This window comes from Streptomyces sp. NPDC054841 (genome assembly GCF_053611045.1).
Genome location: NZ_JBSGZO010000102.1, coordinates 1 through 22,111, shown reverse-complemented (window position 1 = coordinate 22,111; position 22,111 = coordinate 1). Strand labels below are relative to the sequence as shown.

19 protein-coding genes are annotated in these 22,111 nt (G+C 68.8%); 14 read left to right on the top strand and 5 right to left on the bottom strand.

Annotation, left to right across the window (positions count from 1 at the left end; translation table 11 throughout):
• Positions 1-132: 132 nt before the first annotated feature.
• Entirely contained in the window at positions 133-576 is a 444-nt protein-coding gene (locus tag ACWGI8_RS16465; protein WP_453661496.1) for an SRPBCC family protein, read from the bottom strand.
• Positions 577-709: 133 nt separating this feature from the next.
• Here ACWGI8_RS16465 and ACWGI8_RS16460 point away from each other — a divergent pair, with 133 nt between their 5' ends.
• The 4 genes from ACWGI8_RS16460 to ACWGI8_RS16445 all read left to right on the top strand — a co-directional run bounded on the left by ACWGI8_RS16460 (position 710) and on the right by ACWGI8_RS16445 (position 4,269).
• Positions 710-1,801, top strand: coding sequence for an Rv2578c family radical SAM protein (locus ACWGI8_RS16460; protein ID WP_453661495.1), 1,092 nt, complete (start codon positions 710-712; stop codon positions 1,799-1,801).
• 135 nt (positions 1,802-1,936) lie between these two features.
• Positions 1,937-3,529 carry an alpha/beta hydrolase gene (locus ACWGI8_RS16455; protein WP_453661494.1) on the top strand — a complete coding sequence of 531 codons (1,593 nt, stop codon included), beginning with the start codon at positions 1,937-1,939 and terminating at the stop codon, positions 3,527-3,529.
• A gap of 54 nt (positions 3,530-3,583) precedes the next feature.
• Positions 3,584-3,715 carry a hypothetical protein gene (locus tag ACWGI8_RS16450; protein ID WP_453661492.1) on the top strand — a complete coding sequence of 44 codons (132 nt, stop codon included), beginning with the start codon at positions 3,584-3,586 and terminating at the stop codon, positions 3,713-3,715.
• 2 nt (positions 3,716-3,717) lie between these two features.
• Entirely contained in the window at positions 3,718-4,269 is a 552-nt protein-coding gene (locus tag ACWGI8_RS16445) for an N-acetyltransferase family protein (protein WP_453661490.1), read from the top strand.
• On the opposite strand, the gene ACWGI8_RS16440 is transcribed toward ACWGI8_RS16445, so the two are convergent.
• Positions 4,218-4,793 carry a HEAT repeat domain-containing protein gene (locus ACWGI8_RS16440; RefSeq protein WP_453661489.1) on the bottom strand — a complete coding sequence of 192 codons (576 nt, stop codon included), beginning with the start codon at positions 4,791-4,793 and terminating at the stop codon, positions 4,218-4,220. The two genes, ACWGI8_RS16445 and ACWGI8_RS16440, sit on opposite strands and share 52 nt — an antisense overlap.
• A gap of 314 nt (positions 4,794-5,107) precedes the next feature.
• Here ACWGI8_RS16440 and ACWGI8_RS16435 point away from each other — a divergent pair, with 314 nt between their 5' ends.
• From ACWGI8_RS16435 to pssA, 9 genes are all read left to right on the top strand, one after another.
• Positions 5,108-6,889, top strand: coding sequence for a 3-hydroxyacyl-CoA dehydrogenase family protein (locus tag ACWGI8_RS16435; protein WP_453661487.1), 1,782 nt, complete (start codon positions 5,108-5,110; stop codon positions 6,887-6,889).
• A 103-nt stretch (positions 6,890-6,992) separates the two neighbouring features.
• Positions 6,993-7,811, top strand: coding sequence for a TetR family transcriptional regulator (locus tag ACWGI8_RS16430; protein ID WP_453661486.1), 819 nt, complete (start codon positions 6,993-6,995; stop codon positions 7,809-7,811).
• Between the two features lie 457 nt (positions 7,812-8,268).
• Positions 8,269-9,606: a crotonyl-CoA carboxylase/reductase gene (ccrA, locus tag ACWGI8_RS16425; RefSeq protein WP_453661484.1), complete on the top strand. Its 1,338-nt coding sequence runs from the start codon at positions 8,269-8,271 to the stop codon at positions 9,604-9,606.
• A 16-nt stretch (positions 9,607-9,622) separates the two neighbouring features.
• The gene (locus ACWGI8_RS16420) at positions 9,623-11,644 is read left to right on the top strand and encodes a protein meaA (RefSeq protein WP_453661482.1); all 2,022 of its coding nucleotides are present in this window, start codon (positions 9,623-9,625) and stop codon (positions 11,642-11,644) included.
• Positions 11,641-12,660 carry an HpcH/HpaI aldolase/citrate lyase family protein gene (locus tag ACWGI8_RS16415; RefSeq protein WP_453661480.1) on the top strand — a complete coding sequence of 340 codons (1,020 nt, stop codon included), beginning with the start codon at positions 11,641-11,643 and terminating at the stop codon, positions 12,658-12,660. Before ACWGI8_RS16420 ends, ACWGI8_RS16415 begins: the two co-directional genes overlap by 4 nt.
• Positions 12,661-12,663: 3 nt before the next feature.
• Positions 12,664-13,188, top strand: a complete 525-nt coding sequence (locus ACWGI8_RS16410; protein ID WP_385422837.1) for a MaoC family dehydratase — start codon at positions 12,664-12,666, stop codon at positions 13,186-13,188.
• 2 nt (positions 13,189-13,190) lie between these two features.
• Positions 13,191-14,396: an acyl-CoA dehydrogenase family protein gene (locus ACWGI8_RS16405; RefSeq protein WP_453661478.1), complete on the top strand. Its 1,206-nt coding sequence runs from the start codon at positions 13,191-13,193 to the stop codon at positions 14,394-14,396.
• A gap of 170 nt (positions 14,397-14,566) precedes the next feature.
• Positions 14,567-15,223, top strand: coding sequence for a phosphatidylserine decarboxylase (locus ACWGI8_RS16400; protein ID WP_453661477.1), 657 nt, complete (start codon positions 14,567-14,569; stop codon positions 15,221-15,223).
• A complete protein-coding gene (gene pssA / locus ACWGI8_RS16395; protein WP_453661475.1) occupies positions 15,210-16,067 on the top strand; it encodes a CDP-diacylglycerol--serine O-phosphatidyltransferase in 858 nt (285 codons plus the stop codon). Before ACWGI8_RS16400 ends, pssA begins: the two co-directional genes overlap by 14 nt.
• A 91-nt stretch (positions 16,068-16,158) precedes the next feature.
• Here the strand turns inward: pssA and ACWGI8_RS16390 are convergent, their stop codons facing one another.
• The 3 genes from ACWGI8_RS16390 to ACWGI8_RS16380 form a co-directional block, all read right to left on the bottom strand.
• Positions 16,159-17,613: a glycosyltransferase family 39 protein gene (locus ACWGI8_RS16390; protein ID WP_453661474.1), complete on the bottom strand. Its 1,455-nt coding sequence runs from the start codon at positions 17,611-17,613 to the stop codon at positions 16,159-16,161.
• A 201-nt stretch (positions 17,614-17,814) separates the two neighbouring features.
• The gene (locus ACWGI8_RS16385; RefSeq protein WP_453661472.1) at positions 17,815-19,710 is read right to left on the bottom strand and encodes an ABC transporter permease; all 1,896 of its coding nucleotides are present in this window, start codon (positions 19,708-19,710) and stop codon (positions 17,815-17,817) included.
• A 332-nt stretch (positions 19,711-20,042) separates the two neighbouring features.
• Positions 20,043-20,753: an ABC transporter ATP-binding protein gene (locus tag ACWGI8_RS16380; RefSeq protein WP_453661470.1), complete on the bottom strand. Its 711-nt coding sequence runs from the start codon at positions 20,751-20,753 to the stop codon at positions 20,043-20,045.
• A gap of 933 nt (positions 20,754-21,686) precedes the next feature.
• On the opposite strand from ACWGI8_RS16380, the gene ACWGI8_RS16375 reads away from it, so the two are divergent.
• The gene (locus tag ACWGI8_RS16375; protein ID WP_453661469.1) at positions 21,687-22,091 is read left to right on the top strand and encodes a hypothetical protein; all 405 of its coding nucleotides are present in this window, start codon (positions 21,687-21,689) and stop codon (positions 22,089-22,091) included.
• Positions 22,092-22,111: the final 20 nt, after the last annotated feature.

Below are 22,111 nucleotides of genomic sequence, written 5' to 3'. Positions count from 1 at the left end.
GGGCCACCGGGGCGCACTCCCGGCGCTCATCAGGAGCTTTCCCGCGGCTTCCGGCGCGCCGGGCGCGCGGCGGAGCCGCGGAGAAAACCACTCGAAACGGTGACCTTTACAGCGAGCCGCGAAAGGGCGGGACTACTTCTCGACCTCGGCGGCCAGCTTGGCGAGGAGCTCGTCGTAGATCCGCGCGAGGCCCTTGGGGGCGAAGGTCCGCTCGAAGAAGCCGCCGATGCCGCCGGCACCGTTCCAGACGGTGGTGACGACGACCTTGGAGCGGCCCTCGCCCGCCGGCGTGACCGTCCAGGTGGTGACCATGGAGGAGTTGCGGTCCTTCTCGACGAGCTGCCCCTCGGTCGGCTCGGTCACCTCCAGCAGGCAGTCGCGGACGCGCTTGCTGGTGGCCTGGAGCTTCCAGTGGACGAGGGTGCCCTCGCCGTCGCCGCCCTCGCGCACCTGGTACTCACTGAAGTGCCCGGGCAGGAGCTTCGCGCGGGTGTCCTTGTAGTCGGCCAGCGTGTCGAACACGGTCTCCGCGTCCGCCGCGATGATCCGCTCCGTCGTGGCCTCGACCTGCGCCATGCCTCATCCTCCAGCATTCGGTTCTTGGGATGGACCAGCCAACCACTTCACGCACGGCCGCCCAAAATCGGGGTTGCGGCAATCAAGGGAACACATGTTCTATTCTGTGGTCAGCGCTACCGAGGAGGCGCCCATGCGCTGGGACAATCTCGCCGAGAACACCCGGACACACACCCGGAACACCCTCAGTACCCCGCACGCCACGGACCCCGAGAGCCCCGCCGGGGCCGGGGACATCGCGCTCTTCGGCACCGACGCGGTGACCACACGTACCTTCGACACCCCGGAGTTCCACGGAATCACCTTCCACGAGGTCCGTGCCCGCTCGATACTCAACCGGGTTCCCGGCGCCTCACGGATGCCGTTCGAGTGGACGGTCAATCCGTACCGCGGCTGCACCCACGCATGCGTGTACTGCTTCGCCCGCAAGACCCACAGTTACCTGGACCTCGACACGGGCCTCGGCTTCGACAGCCAGATCGTCGTCAAGATCAACGCACCCGAGCTGCTCCGGCGCCAGCTGGCCTCCCGCCGCTGGCAGGGCGCGCACATCGCGATGGGCACCAACGTCGACTGCTACCAGCGGGCGGAGGGGCGCTACCAACTCATGCCGGGAATCATCGGCGCCCTCCGCGACTACGCGAACCCCTTCTCGATCCTCACCAAGGGCACGCTGATCCTGCGCGACCTGGACCTGCTGCGACAGGCCGCCGCGGTCACCGAGGTCGGGATCTCCGTCTCCGTAGGCTTCACGGACCGCGAGCTGTGGCGCACGGTCGAGCCGGGCACCCCCTCGCCGGAGCGCCGGCTCGACGTCGTACGGACCCTCACCGACCACGGCATCGGCTGCGGGGTCCTGATGGCCCCCGTGATCCCGTTCCTCGGCGACCACCCGGATCAGCTGCGCGCGACGGTACGGGCGATCGCCGCGGCCGGGGCGACGTCCGTGACCCCACTCGTCCTCCATCTGCGGCCGGGGGCGCGCGAATGGTTCATGACGTGGCTCGGGCGGGAGCATCCGCATCTGGTGCGCCGCTACGAGCGGCTCTACGCGGAGGGGGCCTACGCGCCCAAGTGGTACCAGCGGCGGATCACCCGTCACGTCCACGAGCTCGCCTCGGAGTTCGGCATCGGACCTGCCCAGCGGGGCACACCGCGCAGGATTCCGGTGACCGCCGAGCCCGCTCTCCCCGAACCCGCCGCCACTCAGCTCACCCTCCTCTGAAGCCCGTTCACGGGCCCGCCACCTCACCAAACGGGTCACTTCCCGTACGAACATGACCTTCCGGGCGAATATCGGGGAACGCTGCCGCCGGGGCTCCGCCACTCGGCCGCGCCCCCCGCCATCACGGGAGGCCATATGTACAGACGCGCAGGAGTGCTGGTCGCCGTCGGAGCGGCGGTGACCGGACTGGTCGCCGCCGTGCCCTCCGCGTCGGCAGGACCCGCCGAACCCGCGGCATCGCAGGCCGGGGCCCTGAAGTGGACCAGCTGCGCCACCGAGAAGTACCCGAGGCTCGAGTGTGCCCAGCTGGCGGTGCCGCTGGATCACACCGATCCGCACAGCAGGCGCATCTCGCTCGCGCTCTCGCGGGTCCGGCACACGGCGCGGACGTTCCAGGGGCCGCTGTTGGTGAACCCGGGCGGTCCCGGGGGAAGCGGGCGGAAGCTGGCCGGGTTCGTGGCGGCGTCACTGCCCGTGAAGGTCGCCGCCCAGTACGACGTCGTCGGCTTCGACCCGCGCGGTGTGGGCGCCTCGAAGCCCGCACTGAACTGCAGACCCGGCCACTTCGCCCCCGTACGCCCCGACACGGTGCCGGGGAACCAGGAGCTCGAGGAGGCGAATCTGGCCAGGGCACGGTCCTTCACCCAGGCCTGCACGGCCAAGTACGGCAATGTGCTGCCTCATATGCACACGGTGGCCATGGCGAAGGACCTGGATCTCATCCGGCAGGCCCTCGGTGCCACGCAGATCAACTACCTCGGATACTCGTGGGGCACGTATCTCGGTGCCGTGTACGCCAAACACTTCCCGCACCGGGTGCGGCGCGCGGTGTTCGACTCCGTGGTGAACCCGGACAGCGTCTGGTACGACTCCAACCTCGGCCAGGACTACGGCTTCGACGCCCGCCACAAGGCCTTCGCCGCATGGGTGGCCAAACACGACGCGACGTACCGGCTGGGCAGCGACCCGGCGAGGGTCGAGGCCGCGTGGTACGCGATGCGTGACGCGCTGCGCAAGCAGCCGGCCGGCCGGAAGGTCGGTCCTGCCGAACTCGAGGACACGTTCATGCCGGGCGGTTACTACAACGGCTACTGGCCGTACCTCGCCGAGGCGTTCGCGGCGTACGTGAACGACAAGGACTCCCGCATGCTGGTCGAGGCGTACAAGACCTTCGGCGCGGTGGACGCGGAGGGCGAGAACGGCTACTCCGTCTACACGGCGGTGCAGTGCCGGGACGCCGGCTGGCCCCGGGACTGGGCCACCTGGCGCGGCGACAACTGGACGGTGTACGCCAAGGCACGCTTCTCCACCTGGAACAACGCCTGGTACAACGCCCCGTGCGTGTCCTGGCCCGTCGAGCCGCTGCGCCCGACGGATGTCTCGAACCAGGAACTGCCGCCGGTGCTGATCTTCCAGGCCACCGAGGACGCGGCCACCCCGTTCGAGGGCGGTGCCGCTCTTCACCGCAAACTGCGCGGCTCCCGTCTGGTGGTCGAGGACGGCGGCGGGAACCACGGGATCACGCTGGGCGGAAACGCCTGCCTGGACCGCTATCTGACGGACTATCTGGCCACCGGGAAACTGCCGCGGGCAGGCGCCGGTGAGGCGGACGCCGTCTGCGCGGCGGGGCCTGAGCCGAAGCCGCTCAAGACGGCGCTCCGCCCCGGACCCACGGACGCGGCCAGGGCCGGAGCCGCGCTGCACCAGGAACTCGGTCACAGGAACTGACCGGCACCCCGGCCGGGCTGCCCCGTTGTCAGTGGCGTGCGCCAGGATGAGGACATGCATACGCACCTCACCCATGTGCACGCCCCTGACGGCGTCCTCCCTGCCACCGGCCGCACCCGTGCGGTGACGGGACCGGGCCGTCTGCCCGCGGCGTCCGGCCGGATCGCCTACGACGGGAGCCGCTAGCCATGGACGTTCGGGTGCGGGACATGGCGGATGCCGACTGCGAGGCGGTCGCGGCCGTCCGGGTCGGCGGATGGCGCCGCGCGTACGCGGGGCTGATACCGCGGTCGTATCTCGACGCGATGGACGAGGCGCAGGACGCCGGGCGGCGCAGGGCGCAGCTGGCCGCCGCGGCCGGCGCGGGGGTGGTCCATGTGGTCGCGGAGGTGAGCGGCGAGGTGGTCGGCTGGGGCTGCTACGGGCCGTATCGCGAAGAGGACACGACGACTCGCGACGGCGAGGTCTACGCGCTCTATGTGCGGCCGGAGCGGATCGGGACCGGGGTGGGACGTGTGCTCATGGCCGAACTGATCTCCCGGGCGGAGGCGGACGGCTGTCCGTCGCTGCTGTTGTGGGTGCTGAAGGAGAACGCGGCGGCGCGCCGCTTCTACGAGAGGGCGGGGTTCGCGGCGGACGGGGCCGAGGAGCCGTTCGAGGTGGACGGCGTCGCGGTGCCCGAGGTGCGCTACGGAAGGCGGCTGAGTGCCGCGGAGGCGGCGGCGGACAGGCGCGGGTGAGCGCGGGCCGCTTCCAGGACCGGGCGGGCGCGCACGTCCGCGAGCGCGCCCAGACCTTCGACGCAGGCGAGCGCCACACGCCAGTGCGGATCTCCCGGGGCCAGCCGCCGCCCAAGGGTGGTGATCAGTGCCGGGGCGGATTCGGGGGCCCGCAGGGTGGTGAGGAGCCGCACCGGAGTCAGGGCGTAGGCGACGCGCAGCTCATTGGTGGCGAGCGCGGCGGCGGCGCGTGCGGTGCGTGGGTCGCGGAGCCTCGTCAGGGCGTACGAGGCGGAGACGCAACGCTCGGCATCGCGGTGGTTGAGCAGCAGGACGAGCGGTTCGAAGGCGCGGCTGTCCCCGGCGCAGCCGAGCCGGAACGCGGCGATCTCCCGCGCCCATAACGGCCGTTCGGTCTCGGTCAGCACGGCGGCGAGTGCGTCGAGGTCGGCAGTGGCGGTCAGCTGCCGGTGCAGCTCCTGGTCGGCGGGACCGGTCAGCTCCTGTTGCGTGCGCAGCGCCAGGTCCTCGAGATCCGCGTCCATGGCGAGCACCCTATTGCCGGGCGGCCGCGTCCGCGGGGCGCGCGGCGCAGATCACATCGACGCAGGGCTGGCGTGCTCGTTACCCGCCAGTTAAGCTCAAGTGAGCGGGTCACACCCCGCGCAGCTCTCGGTGGCCTGGTGACGCAGCCACCGCGAGTGTTGTCGGTTCGGCAGTTCTGTACGACGTGACTCCGGGACAGAGTCCGTCGCTCCCTCACCGCGGTCTCACCGCGGTTCGCAGCGACACGCACCACAGCGCGCCCCTTCCGCACGCGCGCCCTCCCTCAGTCGTCACTCATTCCTGGAGTCCCGTGATGGACACCCCTCTCTCCACCATTGCCGTCGTCGGCCTCGGCACCATGGGCACCGGCATCGCCGAGGTCCTCGCCCGCGCCGGCCGCGAGGTGATCGGCATCGACATCAGCGACGCCGCCACCCGCCACGCCGTCTCCGCCCTCGAAGCCTCCACGGCCCGCGCCGTGCAGCGCGAGCGCATCACCGAGGAGGAGCGGCGCAACGTCCTCGCCCGCTTCCGCACCTTCTCCGATCTGCAGGCGGCGGCCGACGCCGACCTCGTGATCGAGGTCGTGCCCGAGTCGTACGAGACGAAGCAGCAGGTCATCCGTGCGCTCGACGCCATCGTCCGCCCGGAGGCGATCCTGGCCACCGGCACCAACGCCCTGTCCGTGACCCGGCTCGCCGCCGACTCGGCGCACCCCGAGCGCGTCCTCGGCCTGCACTTCTTCAACCCGGCCCCGGCGATGAAGCTCGTCGAGGTGGTCTCCTCGGTGCTGACCGCCCCGCAGGCGGTCGAGACCGTCACCGCCCTCGCCCGTGACCTGGGCAAGGAGCCCGTCGCGGTCGGCGACCGGCCCGGGTTCGTCGCGGACGGGCTGCTCTTCGGCTACCTCAACCAGGCCGCCGCGATGTACGAGGCGAAGTACGCCTCCCGCGAGGACATCGACGCCGCGATGAAGCTGGGCTGCGGCCTGCCGATGGGCCCGCTCGCGCTGCTCGACCTGATCGGCATCGACACCGCGCGTACCGTCCTCGACGCGATGTACGCCGAGTCCCGTGACCGGCTGCATGCCCCCGCGCCCATCCTGAAGCAGCTCAGCGAGGCGGGCCTGACCGGCCGCAAGTCGGGGCGCGGCTTCTACACGTACGAGGCGCCGGACAGCGGCACGGTCGTGCGGGACGCGCTGACGCCGCTGGAGGCCGCGCAGACCGCCGCCGCCCGCCCGGTGAGCTCGGTGGGCGTGGCCGGTTCCGGCACGATGGCGAGCGGGATCGCGGAGGTCTTCGCGAAGGCCGGGTACGACGTGGTCCTCGCCGCCCGCAGCCAGGAGAAGGCCGAGACCGCCAAGTCCCGTATCGCCAAGTCGCTTTCACGCTCTGTCGACAAGGGACGGCTGACCGCCGAGGCCCGGGACGAGACGCTGGCCCGGATCACCCCGGCCGACTCGCTGGACGCCTTCGCCGAGGTCGATCTGGCGGTGGAGGCCGTCGCCGAGGACCTGGAGATCAAGCAGGAGCTGTTCGCCACTCTCGACAAGGTCTGCAAGCCGGGCGCGGTGCTCGCCACCACCACGTCCTCGCTGCCCGTCGTCGCCTGTGCGCGCGCCACCTCGCGGCCCCAGGACGTCATCGGGATGCACTTCTTCAACCCGGCCCCGGCGATGAAGCTCGTCGAGGTGGTCCGTACGGTCCTGACCTCGGACGATGTCCACGCCACGGTCCGCGAGGTCACCGCCCGGATCAAGAAGCACCCGGTGGACTGCGGCGACCGGGCCGGCTTCATCGTCAACGCGCTGTTGTTCCCGTACCTCAACAACGCGATCAAGATGGTCCAGGAGCACTACGCATCGCTCGACGACATCGACGCCGCGATGAAGCTCGGCGGCGGCTACCCCATGGGGCCCTTCGAGCTGCTCGACGTGGTCGGTCTCGATGTCTCGCTGGCCATCGAGAAGGTGCTGCACCGCGAGTTCCGGGACCCGGGCCTGGCCCCCGCGCCACTGCTCGAGCACCTGGTGGCCGCGGGCTGCCTCGGCCGCAAGACGGGGCGCGGCTTCCGCGAATATGCCCGTCGCTGATTCCGGCCGCGCGCACGGCGCGGGGTGGGGCGGGCTGCTCGACGGCGCGGGCGGCCCGCCCCCGCAGGCACAGTCCCCTGCGCAAATGCAGTACGTTCAGGGCATGTCCCAGCCCGCTGACGCTCCCCGACGGACGGCCCGTACCTCCGCCACGACCGACGCTCCGGAAAGTGCCGCAGGCAGTCGCGCCGCAGCTCAGCGGCTCAAGATGCGCCGAGAGCTGGCCGCGGCGGCGATGGAGCTGTTCGCGACCAAGGGTTACGAGGCGACGACCGTCGACGAGATCGCCGCGGCGGCCGGTGTCGCCCGCCGGACGTTCTTCCGGCACTTCCGCTCCAAGGAAGAGGCGATCTTCCCGGACCATGACGACACGCTCGTACGGGCCGAGGCGGTGCTGAACGCCGCTCCGGCCCATGAGCACCCGCTCGACACCGTGTGCCGGGGCATCAAGGAAGTCATGAAGATGTACGCGGCCTCGCCTGCGGTCTCCGTCGAGCGCTACCGCCTCACCCGCGAGGTGCCCACGCTGCGCGAGCGCGAGATCGCCTCGGTGGCCCGCTACGAGCGGCTCTTCACCCGCTATCTGCTGGGCCATTTCGACGAGCGCGACCACCACGACGGCAACGACGACCCGCTGCTCGCCGAGGTGGCGGCGTCCGCCGTGGTCACGGCTCACAACCATGTACTGCGCCGCTGGCTGCGGGCGGGCGGCCAGGGCGATGTGGAGGCCCAGCTCGACCACGCCTTCGCGATCGTCCGCGACACGTTCGGCACGGGGATCGGCGCGGGGCGCTCCGGTGCGGACCGGAGCCCCGCCGCGCAGGTGCACGCGAGCGGCGAGGTGCTGGTGGCCGTGGCCCGCACGGACGCGCCCCTGCCGGAGGTCATGCGCACGATCGAGCAGGCGCTGAGGAAGAAGTAGCGCGGGGCCCGTCCCCCACCCCGCTGTGTCGATGTGCGGCTCCGCCGCGTGGGGCTCCCTCCCGGACCCCGCTCCTCAATCGCCGGACGGACTCATTCCGAGCCCGTCCGGCGATTGTCGCTTTTCAGCGCACTTTCGATCGATCATCGCTCATCTGTGACGCTTCGATTGCATCTGAGTGAAATTCTTGGCACCCAGTGTCTTGCGAGTTGGCACGGGGTGCCATACGTTGATGTTGTCCGGGCGGTCGGCGTGCAGACAACTGTCGTACGCCGGCTGTCCCCGCAAGCCTCCCGGCTCGCGCGCCCGGACGCCTGCGTCACAGGCAACCTCCCGCGCCCACAAAAGCGCTGCCACAGCACCACCCCCGCCGAACCGACGGCACCTCCGAAGCAGCACTCCCCGACGTTCCCCTCAGCGTTCCCGAAACCGAACGCTCTTCGCCGGAGGCAACACCGTGAAGGAAATCCTGGACGCGATTCAGTCGCCGGACTCCACGTCCGCCGACTTCGCCGCACTGCCCCTCCCCGAGTCGTACCGTGCGGTGACCGTGCACAAGGACGAGACCGAGATGTTCTCGGGTCTCGCAACGCGCGAGAAGGACCCGCGCAAATCCCTCCACCTCGACGATGTGCCCGTCCCGGAGCTCGGCCCCGGTGAGGCGCTGGTCGCGGTCATGGCCTCCTCGGTCAACTACAACTCCGTCTGGACCTCGATCTTCGAGCCGCTGTCGACCTTCGGCTTCCTGGAGCGCTACGGACGGCTCTCCGAGCTCACCAAGCGCCACGACCTGCCGTACCACGTCATCGGCTCCGACCTGGCGGGCGTCGTCCTGCGCACCGGCCCCGGCGTCAACGCCTGGAACCCCGGTGACGAGGTCGTCGCACACTGCCTCTCCGTCGAGCTGGAGAGCTCCGACGGCCACAACGACACGATGCTCGACCCCGAGCAGCGGATCTGGGGCTTCGAGACGAACTTCGGCGGCCTGGCGGAGATCGCACTCGTCAAGTCGAACCAGCTGATGCCGAAGCCCAAGCACCTGAGCTGGGAGGAGGCGGCGGCACCGGGTCTGGTCAACTCCACCGCGTACCGCCAGCTGGTCTCCCGCAACGGCGCCGGCATGAAGCAGGGCGACAACGTGCTGATCTGGGGCGCGAGCGGCGGACTCGGTTCGTACGCCACCCAGTTCGCGCTGGCCGGCGGCGCCAACCCGATCTGCGTCGTCTCCAGCGAGCAGAAGGCGGACATCTGCCGGTCGATGGGCGCCGAGGCGATCATCGACCGCAACGCCGAGGACTACAAGTTCTGGAAGGACGAGCACACCCAGGACCCGAAGGAGTGGAAGCGCTTCGGCAAGCGCATCCGCGAGCTCACGGGCGGCGAGGACATCGACATCGTCTTCGAGCACCCGGGCCGCGAGACCTTCGGCGCGAGCGTCTACGTCACCCGCAAGGGCGGCACGATCACCACCTGCGCCTCGACCTCGGGCTACATGCACGAGTACGACAACCGCTACCTGTGGATGTCGCTGAAGCGCATCATCGGCTCGCACTTCGCGAACTACCGCGAGGCGTGGGAGGCCAACCGCCTGATCGCCAAGGGCAAGATCCACCCGACTCTCTCCAAGGTGTACTCCCTGGAGGAGACCGGCCAGGCCGCCTACGACGTGCACCGCAACCTGCACCAGGGCAAGGTCGGCGTGCTGGCGCTCGCTCCGAGCGAGGGCCTGGGCGTGCGCGACGAGGAGATGCGCGCCAAGCACATCGACGCCATCAACCGCTTCCGGAACATCTGAGTCAGAGGTCCGTTAGATGACAGAGCGTCAGAAGGTCCAGAAGGACCGGCCGTGGCTCATGCGCACGTACGCCGGTCACTCCACGGCCGAGGCGTCCAACGAGCTGTACCGGCGCAACCTCGCCAAGGGCCAGACCGGCCTGTCGGTGGCGTTCGACCTGCCGACGCAGACCGGCTACGACCCCGACCACATCCTCGCCCGCGGCGAGGTCGGCCGGGTCGGGGTCCCGGTCTCGCACCTCGGTGACATGCGCCGGCTGTTCCAGGACATCCCCCTGGAGCAGATGAACACCTCGATGACCATCAACGCCACCGCCATGTGGCTGCTGGCGCTCTACCAGGTGGTCGCGGAGGAACAGGGCGCCGACATCACCAAGCTCCAGGGGACGACGCAGAACGACATCGTCAAGGAGTACCTGTCACGCGGGACGCATGTCTTCCCGCCGGGACCGTCACTGCGCCTGACGACCGACATGATCACCTACACGGTGGCGAACATCCCCAAGTGGAACCCGATCAACATCTGCAGCTACCACCTGCAGGAGGCCGGGGCCACGCCCGTCCAGGAGATCGCCTACGCGATGTCCACGGCGATAGCCGTGCTCGATGCCGTACGCGACTCCGGGCAGGTGCCGCAGGAGAAGTTCGGGGATGTCGTCGCCCGTATCTCCTTCTTCGTGAACGCGGGCGTCCGCTTCATCGAGGAGATGTGCAAGATGCGCGCCTTCGGCCGCATCTGGGACAAGGTGACGCGCGAGCGGTACGGCATCGAGAACGAGAAGCAGCGCCGCTTCCGCTACGGCGTCCAGGTCAACTCGCTCGGGCTGACCGAGGCCCAGCCGGAGAACAACGTCCAGCGCATCGTCCTGGAGATGCTCGCCGTGACGCTGTCCAAGGACGCGCGCGCCCGCGCCGTCCAGCTGCCGGCGTGGAACGAGGCGCTGGGCCTGCCCCGGCCCTGGGACCAGCAGTGGTCCCTCCGTATCCAGCAGGTCCTCGCGCACGAGAGCGATCTGCTGGAGTACGAGGACATCTTCGCGGGCTCGCGCGTCATCGAGGCCAAGGTGGACGCCCTGGTCGAGGAGTGCCTCGCCGAGATCGCCCGGATCCAGGAGATGGGCGGCGCGATGGCGGCCGTCGAGTCCGGCTACCTGAAGTCGCAGCTGGTGTCCTCGCACGCCGAGCGGCGGGCCAGGATCGAGGCCGGCGACGAGAAGATCGTCGGCGTCAACATCTTCGAGACCACCGAGGAGAACCCGCTCACCGCGGACCTCGACACCGCGATCATGACGGTGGACCCGGCGAACGAGGCGCGGGTCGTCGCAAAGCTCCACGAGTGGCGCGACAACCGCGACGAGAGCCGCGCCCAGGACGCCCTGGCCGCGCTGAAGGCCACGGCCGCCGGCGACGGCAATCTGATGGCCGCCACCGTCGAGTGCGCCCGCGCGGGTGTCACCACCGGCGAGTGGTCGTGGGCGCTGCGGGACGTCTTCGGCGAGTTCCGCGCCCCGACCGGGGTCTCGTCGGCGCCGGTCGCCGTGACCGCCGAGGAGGGCACCCCGCTGGCTCTCGTACGGGAGAAGGTGGCCCGTACCGCCGACGAGCTGGCCTCCGGCCGGCTGCGGCTGCTCGTCGGCAAGCCGGGCCTGGACGGGCACTCCAACGGCGCCGAGCAGATCGCGGTCCGCGCGCGCGACGCCGGCTTCGAGGTGGTCTACCAGGGCATCCGGCTCACGCCCGAGCAGATCGTCAACGCCGCGCTCGCGGAGGACGTGCACTGTGTGGGCCTGTCGATCCTGTCCGGCTCGCACGCCGAACTGGTGCCGGACGTCCTCGACCGGCTCCGCGAGGCGGGTGCCGGCGACATTCCGGTCATCGTCGGCGGGATCATCCCGAACGCCGATGCCGCCGAACTGAAGCGTGCGGGTGTCGCCGCCGTCTTCACCCCGAAGGACTTCGGGATCACGGAGATCATCGGCCGTATCGTCGACGAGATCCGTACAGCGAACAAGCTCGACCCTCTGGAGGTCCCCGCATGACCGCCCGCCCGTCTCCCACCACCGCCCTTTCAGGGAGCGGCTCCGCCGCGCACCTTCCCTCTGTCAACCGGCTTCGCCCGCGCCGCTCCTGCCTCGCGGTCCCCGGTTCGAACCCGCGATTCCTGGAGAAGGCCCAGGGGCTGCCGGCCGACCAGGTCTTCCTGGATCTGGAGGACGCGTGCGCGCCGCTGGCCAAGCCCGAGGCCCGGCACACCATCGTCAAGTTCCTCAATGAGGGCGACTGGACGGGCAAGACGCGTGTCGTGCGGGTCAACGACTGGACGACCCACTGGACGTACCGGGACGTGGTGACGGTCGTCGAGGGCGCGGGCCAGAACCTCGACTGCATCATGCTGCCGAAGGTCCAGGACGCCGAGCAGATCGTGGCGCTGGACCTCCTGCTGACCCAGATCGAGAAGACGATGGGCTTCGAGGTCGGCAAGATCGGCATCGAGGCGCAGATCGAGAACGCCAAGGGCCTGGTGAACGTCGACGCGATCGCGGCCGCCTCCCCGCGCGTCGAGACGATCATCTTCGGCCCGGCCGACTTCATGGCGTCCATCAACATGAAGTCGCTGGTCGTGGGCGAGCAGCCGCCCGGCTACCCGGCGGACGCGTACCACTACATCCTGATGCGCATCCTGATGGCGGCCCGTACGCACAACCTCCAGGCGATCGACGGCCCCTACCTGCAGATCCGCAACCAGGAGGGCTACCGCGCCGTCGCCCAGCGGGCCGCCGCCCTCGGCTTCGACGGCAAGTGGGTGCTGCACCCGGACCAGGTCGCCGCGGCCAACGAGATCTTCTCGCCCTCCCAGGAGGACTTCGACCACGCCGAGCTGATCCTGGACGCGTACGAGTACTACACGTCCGAGGCGGGCGGCAAGAAGGGCTCGGCGATGCTCGGCGACGAGATGATCGACGAGGCGAGCCGCAAGATGGCGCTGGTCATCTCCGGCAAGGGCCGCGCGGCCGGCATGACCCGTACCTCCAAGTTCGAAGCCCCGGAGGCGTAAGCGATGCAGTTCGGACGCACCTACGAGGAGTTCGAGGTCGGCGCTGTCTACAAGCACTGGCCCGGGAAGACGGTCACCGAGTACGACGACCACCTCTTCTGTCTCCTGACGATGAACCACCACCCCCTCCACATGGACACCAACTATGCGGAGAAGACGACGGACTTCGGGAAGAACGTCGTCGTGGGCAACTACATCTACTCGCTGCTGCTCGGCATGTCCGTGCCGGACGTCTCCGGCAAGGCCATCGCCAACCTGGAGATCGAGTCGCTGCGGCACGTGGCGCCGACCTTCCACGGCGACACGATCTACGGCGAGACGACCGTGCTCGACAAGACCCCGTCGAAGTCGAAGAGCGACCGCGGGATCGTCTACGTCGAGACCAAGGGCTACAAGCAGGACGGCACGCTCGTGTGCGTGTTCCGCCGCAAGGTGATGGTCCCCACCGAGACGTACATCAAGGAGCGCGGCGGCGAGCAGCCCGGCCGCCCCGAGCTGATCGAGCCCTCGAAGAAGGCGGAGAAGTAGTCATGGCACGACTCGCCCAGACCGCCGGTCTGACCGACATCCAGCAGGAGATCCTGGCCACCGTCCGGGATTTCGTCGACAAGGAGATCATCCCGGTCGCGACCGAGCTGGAGCACCGCGACGAGTACCCGCAGCAGATCGTCGACGGCCTCAAGGAGCTCGGGCTCTTCGGCCTGATGATCCCGGAGGAGTACGGGGGCCTGGGCGAGTCCCTGCTCACGTACGCGCTGTGCGTCGAGGAGATCGCCCGCGGGTGGATGTCCGTCTCGGGCATCATCAACACGCACTTCATCGTGGCGTACATGCTGAAGCAGCACGGCACCCAGGAGCAGAAGGACTACTTCCTGCCCCGGATGGCGGCCGGCGAGGTGCGCGGCGCGTTCTCGATGTCCGAGCCGGGGCTCGGCTCGGACGTGTCGGCGATCACGTCGAAGGCGGTGAAGGACGGCGACGAGTACGTCCTGAACGGCCAGAAGATGTGGCTGACGAACGGCGGCACCTCGACTCTGGTCGCCGTTCTGGTGCGAAGTGACGAAGGACACCCCGAGGGCACCGCCCCGCACAAGTCCATGACGACCTTCCTGATCGAGAAGGAGCCCGGATTCGGAGAGGTCCGCCCCGGCCTCACCATCCCGGGGAAGATCGACAAGATGGGCTACAAGGGGGTCGACACCACCGAGCTCATCATGGACGGACTGCGCATTCCGGCCAATCGGGTCCTCGGCGGCACCACCGGCCGAGGGTTTTACCAAATGATGGACGGCGTTGAGGTCGGCCGCGTGAATGTGGCGGCGCGTGGCTGCGGTGTCGCCCAGCGTGCCTTCGAGCTGGGTGTCTCCTATGCCCAGCAGCGTCACACTTTCGGAAAGCCGATCGCCCAGCACCAGGCGATCCAGTTCAAGCTGGCCGAGATGGCTACCAAGGTCGAGGCCGCCCATGCCATGATGGTCAACGCGGCACGCAAAAAGGACTCCGGGGAACGAAATGACCTGGAGGCAGGGATGGCGAAGTACCTCGCCTCCGAGTACTGCAAGGAAGTCGTCGAGGACGCCTTCCGGATCCATGGCGGCTACGGCTTCTCCAAGGAGTACGAGATCGAGCGCCTCTACCGTGAGGCTCCGATGCTGCTGATCGGTGAAGGTACCGCCGAGATCCAGAAAATGATCATTGGCCGTCGACTCCTCGAGGAATACCGGTTCCAGGGCTGATTATCACTTTTGAGTCGGTTCGGCCGCGAAGAAGATCACACCCTGTTATCGTCTTCCGGCCGTCGACTCGGCCTCTGGCTTGCTCAGTTGCGGGCCGCAACCGATAGCATCGCCGGAAAGCCGCCGTCCCCCTGTTGCCAGCGCGGCATCATCCGCTACGAAGGTCATCCATGCCCCACAGCCAAACCTCTGCACATCGCGACAGCCTCGCCGGCGTACGCCTCGCGCGCGGAGCATCGCCGTGGCTTCTCCCGACCGTCGCGACCGCGGCGCTCAGTCTGGCGCGCTCTCGCCGGTCGAGGCGTGCCGCGGCCATCGCCGTGCCCACCACCGCGCTCGCGGCGGGCATGCTGTGGTTCTTCCGCGACCCCGAGCGCGAGATCGCCCAGGGCCGGGTCATCTCCCCGGCCGACGGTGTGGTGCAGAGCATCATGCCGTGGAAGGACGGGCGCACCCGCGTCGCCATCTTCATGAGCCCGCTGAACGTCCACGTCAACCGCGCCCCGCTCGCGGGCACGGTGACGTCCGTCGAGCATGTGCCCGGCGGTTTCGTCCCGGCGTTCAACAAGGAGAGCGAGAACAACGAGCGCGTTGTCTGGCACTTCGACACCGAGCTCGGTGACATCGAGATGGTCCAGATCGCCGGCGCCGTGGCGCGCCGCATCGTTCCCTACATCCCGCAGGGCACCAAGGTCGAGCAGGGCGAGCGCATCGGCCTGATCCGCTTCGGCTCCCGAGTCGACATCTACCTTCCGGCTGGTGTCGATGTCGCCGTCGAGGTCGGCCAGGCCACGACCGCGGGGGTGACTCGCATTGACCGTGATTGATCCCGAGACACAGGCCGGCTGGGCCGCTGAGGCCGAGTCCGGGTCCGGGGACGAAGCCGAGGAGATGCCCCTTTCTCTGCGGCTGTCGATAGCGGACACCCTCACTCTCGGTAACGCGACGTGTGGCTTCATGGCGGTGTACTTCACCACCACCGGGATCCTCATCCCGCACCTCACGGGTGACGAGTCGGGCATGGCCCGCAACAGCGCGGCCACGGCCGTGATCCTGATGTTGTGCGCGGCTGTCTTCGACCTGTTCGACGGCCTCGTAGCCCGCAAGCTGCGGTCGTCGCCGATGGGTGCGGAGCTGGACAATCTCTCCGATCTGATCAGCTTCGGTCTGGCGCCCGCGTACTTCGTGCTCGTGTACGGCATGGTCGCGAGGGACGCGCATGAGCGGGTCGCGGCGGTGGGCGCGATCGTTGTGCTGTTGGCGGTGGTGCTGCGGCTTGCCCGCTTCTCGTGCGTCACCGTGAAGGACGGCACGTTCCAGGGCATGCCCTCGCCATTCGGTGCGCTCACGGTCGTCTCGATCGTGCTGCTCGAGCTGCCGTTCGAGGCGACACTGCTGGCGGTCGTCGGAACCGCGTGGCTGATGGTGAGCCGGGTCGAGTACCCGAAGCCGCGGGGACGGCTGGCCGTCGCGATGCTGTCGTGGATCGTGCTGAGCATAGGGCTGCTGGCGGCTTGGGCCTTTGACGCTCCGGGTGGGCAGCTGCTGCTTCAGACGGGTTGCGCGCTGCAGCTCGTGCTCGGCGCGGTGATCCCGATGTTCGCCACGGCGCGACGGGTGAACAACTTCCGTGACAACCGCCGCGAGGCGCGGACGACGCAGTTGCCGTAGCTCGCGCTTGTACGTTTTGCCCGAGGGGCCCGGACCGAAGCGAATCGGTCCGGGCCCCTCGGGCTTTCCTGCGGCAGCACCCCTCGATGCCCTACGGGGCTGGTCGCAGCCGCTCGTACACCGTCACCCGCCGCCCGCGGACCTGCTCGTCCGCGACCACCGTGAAGCACTTCTTCAGGACGGCGGTCTTCTCCTTGTCCCTTTTTGCCGACACCGGCCGGGCCACCTCAGGGGTATCGGTGATCAGCATGATCCGCCGCTGCGCCAGCATCGCGGTCCGTATGCGCTCCGGACTCGCCTCCTCACCCTTCAGCGTCCCGGACGCCACAGGACTCTCCGCCAGCGCGATGTCCTGCAGACCGGCGAATGCGGCGGGGGAAACCAGCGCGGTATCGCGCCGGGCCGCCGGAATGAAGACAACCGCGTCGCCGTCCTTCTTGAGCCGTCGCACGTCCGCCGCCACCGCCAGGACGTCGTCCACGCGGCTGGCCGGGGACCGTTTGGCCAGCGATTGCGGCAACAGTGCGATCACGGCCACGGCTACCACGGCCGGGACCAGCCATCGTGACACTCGCGGGAACCGCGGCTCGATCATCCGTGCCACCGCACCCAGCGCTGCGCCGATCAGCAGGGCCAGGCCCAGCATGCTGAACAGGACGTAGCGGTCGAGGAAGAGTGGCTTGGCCAAGGAGAGGCCGATCAGGCCGATCTGCGGCACGGCCAGCAATGGCAGAGCGACGGCTGCCGGCGACAGTCGGCCTGCCCGTGGCCGGTCCAGCAGGGCCCCGAGAGTGCCGATGGCCAGCAGGATCGCCGGGCCGATCAGCATGTGCCAGGTCAGCGGCGGGATCCAGGACACTTGCTGGGACTGGGTCCGGGTGAACAGGATCAACGGCAGGGCGCCTGCCAGGGCGGCCGTTGCGGCCGCCGTCCAGCGGATCCATGTCCCGCGCCCGGCTTTCGTCCAGGCCAGGGTCGCCAGGTGCGCGGGCAGTATCAGCAGTGACAGCCAGTTGAACAGCGCGCACAGCAGGACCGTGCCGCCGTACGCCGCCCAGTGCGCTTTCCGGTCGCGTCCCCGCAACACGGTGACCAGCAGCAGTGTGGAGATGCCGGCTCCTGCCGCGACCAGTGCGTACGGGCGTCCCTCCTGGAGGTAGAACTGCACGGCCGGAAGCAGCCCGAACGCCAGCCCTCCTCCCAGGCCCGCCCGGACACCGGCCAGCCGGTGGCCGATGACCGTCACACACGCCGCCGCCACCGCCATGGCCAGCACGGAGGGCAGGCGCAGGGTCGTGGTGCTGGGCCCGAAGCATTCGAAGAGCCCGTGCATGAACAGGTAGTAGAGGCCGTGCACGGCATCGACCTCCCCCAGCATGTGCCAGATGTCGGCGACGGACCGCCGGGCCACCTGCCAGGTCGCGGCTTCGTCCCGCCACACGCTGTGCTGCCGGGACAGCCCCCACAGGCCCAGAGCGAGGGTCCACAGCAGCGGTATCAGCCAGACGGGCAGGCGGCGCCGGAGGTTGGTTATGTGGCCGCTCATGAAGTCGTTCAGGTCCTTGGGGTGTCGGAGCCGGCCGAAGTCGACCTCGGGCGTCCGATGAGACGCCCGATTCGGCGGATGGCCGCGTGCGGGGAGAGCGCCCTGGCCGGCAGGAGTTGCTCGGATGCGCTGTGATCGATTGCCTCAGCTGTCGGGCCCCGGAGGCAAAACCGGACAATCGGGCCGAGCCGGAAGTGACACCTAGGCCCGCCAGTTGCGTGCCTGTTGCCCTGCGATCCGAGCAGCCCACAGCCCCATCACGACAGACACGGCGAGCACCACGGTGACGGCGGTTGCCATGAGACCCGAGGGGACGAAGTAGGTCATTCCTGGCCGGGCGACTGGTCGCGCGGTCCAGGCGGCGACGACGCAACCCGCCAGTGCGGCGAGCGCGAGCGGCGCGACGATCGCCCAGGCCGCGCTGCTGCGAAAGACGCGGTATCCGCCGGTCAACACCGTCAGCGGCGCCAGTGCCCGGCCCTGGCGCAGGAACTCGGCTTTGCCACTGAGGCCGATGGCGAGCACGAGGATTCCCATCCCCAGCACACCGAAGAGCCGAATCCACCGGCCCTGATCCCGGTCCGGAATGCCGTCCGCCAGCCACTCCTCCCCGGGAAAGCGGACCTGGGCCCCGCGGGGATAAGCCCGGTAGGAGGCTTCCTTGAGAGCCGCGACGGCAGGGACGCCGCCATCGGCGCTCACCACCGCCAGGGTGTTGGCGCTCTGCGCGGTGTGCTTGGCCAGTTCGGCGTGGTCGGCTCGGACCACCTTCAGATACGTGCCGCCCTCCGTGTTCCAGCGGAGCAGTTGCTGCAAGCGGCGATCGACAGCGACATCGACGCGGGCCGGTGTGGGCGAACACGGCAGCCGGAGGCTCTCAAGAGCATCACATCCTCCGCTGACCGTGATGGGGCCCTCGCCGGCGGTGCGGGGAGGCGCGAGGACGACAGCCACATTGCCCTCGGGGATGAGCTTGAGATAGGCGGCGGCGTCCCCGGTGGAGACCGTCCCCCTGGGGCCGATTTCGGCCACGTTCCTGTCGACAGCGCCAAGGATCTCCTCGATCTTGGCGTTGTAGGTCCCGAACATTGCCTGCCAGGCGAGGGCCTGCATGAAGACGATCAGCGCAACCGTCACACCAGTGACCAGGCGGGCCGTAGCCGCCGGGTAGTGGCTGATGCGGCGGCCCGCGATCAGCGCACCGGCCCACCCCCGCTGTCGCCCGGTCCGCTCCAGGCTTCCCCCGAGCTTGGCCACGACGACTGCCACCCCGGCCGGCAAGGTGAGTACGACGAGGGCAAGGCCGATCCAGCTGATCCAAGTGCGGTACTGCGTACTGTCGCCGGCGAGTTCCGGACCGCGGCTGGCGAGCAGGATCGCCGGCGCACAGAGAATGGCGAGGTACCGCTGCCGGCGTGACCTGCTCGCGCCGGCGGGTCGGGTCCCCTTGGCCCGGCTGGACAGCTGATCGCTGATGACGGCCAGGGCCAGTGCCGTCACGATGGCGGCCACGGGAGTCAGCAGTACCGGCCAGCCGTGCTGACGCACGTCGGCGGACGACATCACGTAGCCGACGTACGGGACCCGGACGTCAACGAACGCGGCCACGGCGAAGAACGGAATCGACGCGAAGGCTCCCAACGTCACCGGTCGCATCGCCTCGCCCACGGCGATCAGGGCGCGGTCGCGCCTCAGTCCTCCGAGGGCATCGACCAGGGCGCCTCTGCGGTCACGGCCATGTGCCCCGGCACGGAGTGCGGTGAACAGGAGCACGAGACTTGGTACGAGCAGCAGGCCGATGACGAGGCCCTGGAACATCCACTCGGGCTTGTCGTTGTCGCGCCCCGTTCCGGGCTGCAAGCCTTCAGCCGGCATGCCTGCCTTCGGCCCGAAACCGACCACGGCCTCGATCGGCGCCTCGGCCTTCATGCCCTTGGCGGGCCGGACGTAGGCGAGCCACTCTCCAGGGTCGTCCAACCCCTCCTGCCCGACGGTGCCCGAGAGCTTTCCGTAACGGCCGGCGATTCCCTCCCCGGCGCCGGCTTTCAGCAGACCCGGGGACAGAACGGCCTCACCCGGCCCTGGCCAACGATCCACCCCAGGAGGGAGTGGGGCATTCGGCGTATGCGGCGCGATGAATACGACGCTGAAACTCCGCCGCCCTGTCAGCGCGTCCGAGCCGACCAGCCACAACGTGGCCGGGGTGGCCCGCGATTGCTCCGTCTGCCCAACCGGTGTCCTGGCGTCACGCCGCAGCTCCTTACCGGCATAGGAGGCGTGCACCATCGCCAGCAGGCCCAGGCACAGTGCGACAGCGAACGCCGAAAGCGCCAGGGCCGCGGCCCTGGTACCGGCCGCCTCCGAGCGTCGACCCGCGTCGCGCCCTATGCGCAGGAGGTGAAGTGACAAGCCGCCATGTCTCGCCCCGCTCACGCCTCCACCGCCTCCCGCACCCCGGCGGGAACCAGCAGACCGGCCTCAAGACGCAGCACCCGGTCCGCTCGTGCGGCAACCTCGGCATCGTGCGTCACCAGCACCAGCCCACACCTGCGCCGCCGAGGGAGATCGAAGAGCAGTCCCGCGATGCGAGCAGTGGCGTCAGGGTCGAGGGAGCCAGTGGGCTCATCGGCCAGGATCAGCTCGGGCGAGTTGATCAGCGCACGGGCCACAGCTGTACGCTGATGTTCACCTCCGGAGAGTTCCTCCGTTGTCTCAGCCCGCGGAACGCGCAGTTCGTCCAGCAGTTCCTGTGCCTTGCGGTACCCGCCGGCGCGGTCGGAACGCGACAACAGCGCCGCCAGCGCGACGTTGTCCAGCGGGCTGAGTTCGGGCAGCAACTCCCCGAACTGGAAGACCGTGCCGATGGTTTCGCTGCGCAGCTTGGCGATCTGCGCACGCCGCAGCTTCGTTACTTCCGCACCAGTTACCCGGATGGTTCCGCCGTGCGGCTTGATCAGACCGAGGATCGACGAGAGCAGCGTGCTCTTGCCCGAGCCGCTCGGACCCGTGATCGCCACTGACTCGCCGGCACTGACACTGAGCTGCAGGCCCTTGAACAGGGCCCGGTCCCGGACCGAGTAGTTCAGATCTTGAATGTGCAGTACGGGGTCGGGCGCGGGCCCGGTGTCGGAGTTGCTCACGTGATGTGCCCTCGGGTAGCTGTTGCCGCGTTCACCGTGCGACGTCGCGGTGGCGCTGCGGGGCAGAGGCGACCACCCCCGTCCCGCGGATAGGGGCTCTTCCGGTGAGCATGAAACAGCGCCCCCGTGAATCTTCCCCGTTGCGCGAGAGAGGTCAGCCCTCGCGATAAGTGCCGACATTAGGCCAAGGCGATCACCAGGCAAAAGGAAGCAACCTGCACATGCCCTCGACACGTTCACGTTGCGTCACGAAGGCAAAACAGACCTAAGGATCCCGATGGGTGCTTATGGTCCCGACATTTGAAGCAGAGTTGAGGCGATCGGAACCGTGCGTACATGAGTCCGCACCTGTGACGTGCACCACGTCGATTCCACCGTCGCCCAAACAACTTGGCGGACGGGCAGCGATGCCGGCCTTCCGGAAATGCCTCACCCCCCTATTCCACAGAGGGATTGCTACGGCCGGTCAGGCCCGGCCATTGCAGGACCCCACCCCTCCTGGCCTCTTGCTTCAGCCGAGCGCCGGACATCGACGCCTTATGACGCAAGTCACACGAAGGGGGAAGGCGTGTACGTGCCGCGCTTCAACTCTCGGGCCAGTCACTGTCGTTGCCTTGTCAGGCGCAGCATACGAGACCTCAAATCGCGTGCATCATATGGGAGTTGGGCGATCACAACGCGCCACGAGCGAAACGCCGAGCGGTGGTGTGAGCCCCAACGAAAGTACGTTTGCCTGCTGTTGGCTTTGACATAAGATCTCGCTCTGGACGCGAGGAGGGCCTTCTTCTCGCTCCCACGGGGGGTCTCTACAGCGGAAGCCGTTTGGTGCTTCCTGTCTCGCGCTGCCCTGTCCATGGGTGCGCCGCCTGAAGGCCGTTCCTCGCGATGACCGCCAACCGCAGCTGGTGAGTTGCTGCGTCAGAGGGGAAAAGCATGCAGATTTCCAGGAGTGCCAAGAGGGCCGCGATGGCCGCTGCCATGGTCGGCGCCCTTGCGGGCGCAGCGCCGGCCTACGCCGACGCCGGCGAGGACGTCACGTCCAGGCTCAACCACCACACCAACCCGAACATCCACATCTCCTACGCCTACAGCCTGAAGTCGAACGGCAACAAGAATGTTGCCGTTCGCGACGAGCAGGCGGACGGCAATTCCGTCTACTCGGAGTTCGACCGCAAGAACACCAGGGGCCTTCGCCTCTGGAACACGAAGGGCCAGGGAGAGACCACGTACAGCGACTCCTCCACGTCCAACTACGTCGTGAAGGTCACCGCTTGCGTGCACTTTGACCTGACCCCGGACAAGTGCGGCCCGGACGACCGGCCCGGCGACGGACGCTGATCCCACGCCCTGTGTGACAG